The sequence below is a fragment of the Vibrio sp. 1249-1 genome, assembly GCF_033340495.1.
Genome location: NZ_JAWOWJ010000676.1, coordinates 1 through 647, shown reverse-complemented (window position 1 = coordinate 647; position 647 = coordinate 1). Strand labels below are relative to the sequence as shown.

General features: G+C 51.6%; 1 protein-coding gene and 1 pseudogene. One reads left to right on the top strand and one right to left on the bottom strand.

What is annotated here, in order from left to right; all coding sequences use genetic code 11:
• Nucleotides 1–210: hypothetical protein (locus R7Z50_RS28295; RefSeq protein ID WP_318149857.1), on the bottom strand; the 210-nt coding region annotated here is incomplete at its 3' end.
• Between the two features lie 113 nt (nt 211–323).
• Here R7Z50_RS28295 and R7Z50_RS28290 point away from each other — a divergent pair.
• Nucleotides 324–647 (top strand): annotated as a pseudogene (locus R7Z50_RS28290) (hypothetical protein); the annotation flags it as partial.

The following is a 647-nucleotide window of genomic DNA, read 5'->3' as shown; positions in this document are numbered from 1 at the left end:
GAAACCGAGAGAGTTCCGCACTTTCTCAATCAGTTCAGCTTGGGTTGCCAGTATCTTGTCTAGTGGGGCCACTGGCAGGCCCTTGGCAAAAGGTGGGTATCGAGGGATTTCTTCATCTTCCACGTCTTTAAGCGGCAACACTCTGACGCTCGGCGCGGTCTCGATCACTCCACTTCGCCCACCAAATAACTTGTTAAGGGCTTTCAGCATGTAGGTTGACCATATTCCTATCGTATTTCTCGTCGCTACATGCTCTCAAAACACCTTTAGATCGCACACACGCCTATCTGTCCAATTTGGGCAGTTTGAGAAACCAGCTTTCCATCCCCCCCCTTTTAGAATGGGCTCATCGACAATTTTTTATGAGGAACGACACGATGAGACAACTGATAGCAATTCTGGGAGTGGCAATTCTGGCCGGGTGTGCCTCTAACGCCCCCGAGCAAAAGCCTCAGCCCCAGACTGCCCCTGCCGAAAATGACAAACCTGCCCGAGTTAGCCGGGAACTGTCGATGGCATGGGACAACATGGGGCGCGGTGGTGCTGCATTACGTCAACCTGGTTATATCCATGTGCTGGGCGACGGTAATGTCAGCGCAACGATGAACAAGGTCAAAGATGACTCCGCTGGTTCAGATAAAACTCCA